This window comes from Ruthenibacterium sp. (genome assembly GCF_017421385.1).
Classification (GTDB): Bacteria; Bacillota; Clostridia; order Oscillospirales; family Ruminococcaceae; genus Ruthenibacterium; species Ruthenibacterium lactatiformans.
This window is the reverse complement of sequence record NZ_JAFOIN010000019.1, coordinates 1-3,472: the sequence shown is the minus strand read 5'-3', so window position 1 is coordinate 3,472 and position 3,472 is coordinate 1. Positions and strand designations below refer to the sequence as shown.

At 60.2% G+C, this 3,472-nt stretch carries 4 protein-coding genes; all 4 read right to left on the bottom strand.

The features are described 5' to 3' along the window. Positions 1 to 495: 495 nt before the first annotated feature. Entirely contained in the window at positions 496 to 831 is a 336-nt protein-coding gene (locus IIY41_RS02035) for a hypothetical protein (RefSeq protein ID WP_117461848.1), read from the bottom strand. Between the two features lie 19 nt (positions 832 to 850). Continuing rightward, positions 851 to 1,687 carry a hypothetical protein gene (locus IIY41_RS02030; protein WP_009324272.1) on the bottom strand — a complete coding sequence of 279 codons (837 nt, stop codon included), beginning with the start codon at positions 1,685 to 1,687 and terminating at the stop codon, positions 851 to 853. A gap of 21 nt (positions 1,688 to 1,708) precedes the next feature. After that, complete coding sequence (locus IIY41_RS02025; protein ID WP_050006747.1) at positions 1,709 to 2,479, bottom strand: hypothetical protein; 771 nt, start codon at positions 2,477 to 2,479, stop codon at positions 1,709 to 1,711. Positions 2,480 to 2,998: 519 nt separating this feature from the next. Further along, positions 2,999 to 3,472, bottom strand: a 474-nt coding sequence (locus tag IIY41_RS02020; protein ID WP_287399449.1) for a hypothetical protein, incomplete at its 5' end; no start/stop codon positions are given.

Below are 3,472 nucleotides of genomic sequence, written 5' to 3'. Positions count from 1 at the left end.
CCCGGTCGGTCGCATTTCGCCTGCGGCGAAACCGGGCTGGCCGGTCATCGGCCCCGCCTTTTGGGTTTGCCGCGCAAAATCGCGCGCGGCATTTCGCTGCGCGACACCACCCTGTGCGGTTGTCCGCTTCGCGGCCATGGCTTCGCCACCCCGCACCGCTGTTTTGCCGTTCCCGTCACGGCTGCGCCGCGCCGGGGCCCCAACGGCAAAACCCCGGCCCTTGCTCCCGTTCGGTCGCATTTCGCCTGCGGCGAAACCGGGCTGGCCGGTCGTTGCCCCCGCCGGGGGCAACGTGCTCGCTACCCCATTTTCGCTTCGCTCAAATGTGGCCCCGCGCTCGCACCCCGGCCTTGCCTCCATTCCGTCTGCGTACGTCCTCTTTTTCGGCGCATTTTTCGGCGCAAAAATGCCCCTGCCGGGCCATGCTTTCGCATTCCTCCCGGCGGGGGCGTCCTTTCGCTTTGTTTCACCGCGCGGGCGCGGCGTTCGGCACCCTTACGGCAGCAGCAGCGCCGCCGCCTTCATGGTCGCGGCGCCCGTTACATATACCTTGCCCGCCTTTTTAAACGCGCCGGATTCCAGCACCACGGCCTTGGTCTTGCCGTTCGCCACGTTCACCACAAGGTCCGCGACGCCCTGAATGCCGCTTCCGGCCTTGAACGTCACGTCCCCGGCGGCGGAGCCGCTGTTCTCAATCAGAATCACGATCTTCGTGTCCTGCCCGTCAAACTGAATCTCCGCCCCGGCCGTGCCGTCCAGCGCAGCCGCGGCGGGCAGCTCCACCCCGCCGTTCAGGGGGATTTTTGTCAAAGCAATTGCAGTTGCAGCCATGTTTCAAAACTCCTTTCCATTAAGCCCCGGCCTTGCAGTTCAGCACCACAAGCTCCTTGGGCCGCACGATTTTCGCCTGATACAGCACAAAGCCCTTCACCGCGTCGGAGAAGCCCTTCTCCGGGCGGTACGCCTCCACGTGCGTCATCGGGTTCACAAACGCCACTGCCTTGTCCGTGTGCACCGTAATAAGGCTGTTTGCGCTGGAATCCACGGCGACGTTGTTGCTCATCTTTACAATAACGTTGCCGTACTTGCCCACGCGGCCGTTCTCCAGCATTTTGCTGTTGTCGGTGTCCAGCGCCGTGTATGCCTGCTTCAGGCGCATGTAGAACCAGGGCGGCACCTCCATCATGATTTTGCCGTTGGGCCGCACGTTGTTGCCGTACAGCTTTTCCAGCGCCTTGTCGATCTCTCCCAGCACGTTGTCTTTTGTGATAGCCGTCGCGCTGGCCGCGTACTTCACCGCCTCGCGCGTTGCCGCCATACCGGCAATGTGCTTGTCCATCTCGTCCGCAAGGCCGTAAGTCGCCTCCTTGTTCAGCGCCTCCATCACGCCGCCCACAGCCTGCCGCTTGTCGATATCATCCACCTTGTAGTTAAAATAGCTGATCTGCCGGACGGCAAGCGTCACGCTGCTGTCCTCCACGCTTTCCGGGGCGCTCAGCGTGATCGCCTTGTCGGTGGTTGTGGTAATGGTGGGCCTGCCCACGCCAAGAATGCGCACCGTGTCGCCCATCGCTTTTACTTCACCGTCGTATTGGCGGTTGCAGCCCTCCGCGTACACAAGCGCCTTTTCCAGCTCCCGGTTGATCGCCTCCGCCCATACGGTGGGAATAAAATTCTCATATGCCATGCTTCGTCGTTTCTCCTTTCGTTATTTCCAGTATTGCTGTGATTTTCGGATCTTGTCGAAATACCGGCTTACCGTCGCCTGGTCCATAGCCGCCACCTCCGCGCGCGTGAAAAACTCCTTTTCCGTTGTGGGCGAGGTTTTCACATCGCCCATGCTGGGCGGGTTCGCCGCGCTGCGCGCTTTCTCGTTCCGGATGGCCTCGTACGCCACAAGCGGCGATATGCCGCCGGCGCACAGCTTGAGGAACTCAATGCCAAGCTCCTCTACCTTTTGGGCCTTTTCGTCCGGGTAAGCCGCGCGGATGGTTTTCAAATCGTTTGAAAACTGCGCCTGCGCCTCCCTGTCATGGGCCTTCTTCAGCTCCGCGGCCTGCGCCAGGAACTCCGGGTCCGTGGCTCTGAACTGTTGGCGGAGCTGTGCCTCAAGCCGCGCGAGGGCCTCCGGCTCCACTGGCGCGGCCTGCGCGCGTCCGCGGCCCGCCGCCCCGTCGCGCCACGCGACAAATTCCGCCTTGGACGCAAACGGCATTCCGGTTTCCGGGTTGCGCGCGTCGCCCACCAGCTCGTGAAAAAGCCGTTCCTCCCGCTGCTGCGCCTCCTGCCGGCGGCGCATGGCGGCAAAACGGGCGTTTTCCTCCGGTGTCTGCCGCCGCGCGCCCGTCCCTTCGTTGTCCGCGCCGCCCAGGTCCCCCTGCGGAGCCTCCGGCCCGGCCGGCGCCGTGCTTTCCGCATATCCGGCGGTCCCTGCGGCGCTCTCCTGCGCCTGCATTTCGATGGTGTTCATTTCTTCCATGGTTGCTCCTTTTTACGCTTGGAAAGCGAATTTTTTTTGTGTGCCCTTTGAAGCGTCGCCCCGGTTGCAGCGGTCGCCTCCGTCGCATGCGGCGCATGCTCGTGCGGCTCCTCGCTGCTGCCCAGCGCTTGTCGCCATTCGGCTCCATTTCTCCTGCGGCGAAACCGCGCTGGCCGGTCGTTGCCCCCGCCGGGGGCAACGTGCTCGCTGCCCCATTTTCGCTTTGCTCAAATGTGGTCCCGCGCTCGCACCCCAGCCCTTCCGGTTCGCTGTATCCGCCGCTGGCGGCGCTCACCTCCGGGCACCCCTTTTTACGCTTGGAAAGCGGTTGGATTTTTCCGCGTTGCCTGCGAATTTCGGATAAGCGCAAGCCCGTGCGCCCACCTTATCCTGTAATCATTGTACGCCTTCGCAAGTCCGTTTTTCCGGAATTTTCCAAAAGAAAACAGGCAAAAAAGCAGCAAAAAAGCCGCAGCGGTTTGCACCGCTGCGGCCTTGCGTTTTCGGGGATATTTTGTTTTACCAGAACATGGTGCCTTTGATTTGCGCCAGGTATTCTTCCGGGGGAATATAGGTCTCCTCCGCCTGTTCCGGATGCTCTTGCAGCAAGCGTTCAAGACGTGCGGCTTCCGCGATTACAGCCTGCGCCGTCTCGCGCGGATATGGGTCATAAGATTGGGGAGTGTGCAGTTTATAAAATGAAATCACTTCTTTTAATTCTTTCAACTGCTCTGAGTTTTTCAACAACCCATAGCGTGCATCCAAACTGGGAATCGAATAGAATGAATAGCCTTCTTCCACTTTTGCCTGTTCCAAAAATTCCTCGCTGGGAACATATTCTTCCTCCGCCAGTTCCGGGTGGGCTTCTATCAATTTTATCAAGCGGCAGGTTTCATCAATCACAGCACATGTATACGGTGTATCCTCAAAGTCATCGATTGTTGTGATCCAATATCTGGTTTTTTCTTTATAGTATTCCTTTTGCCGTTTGTT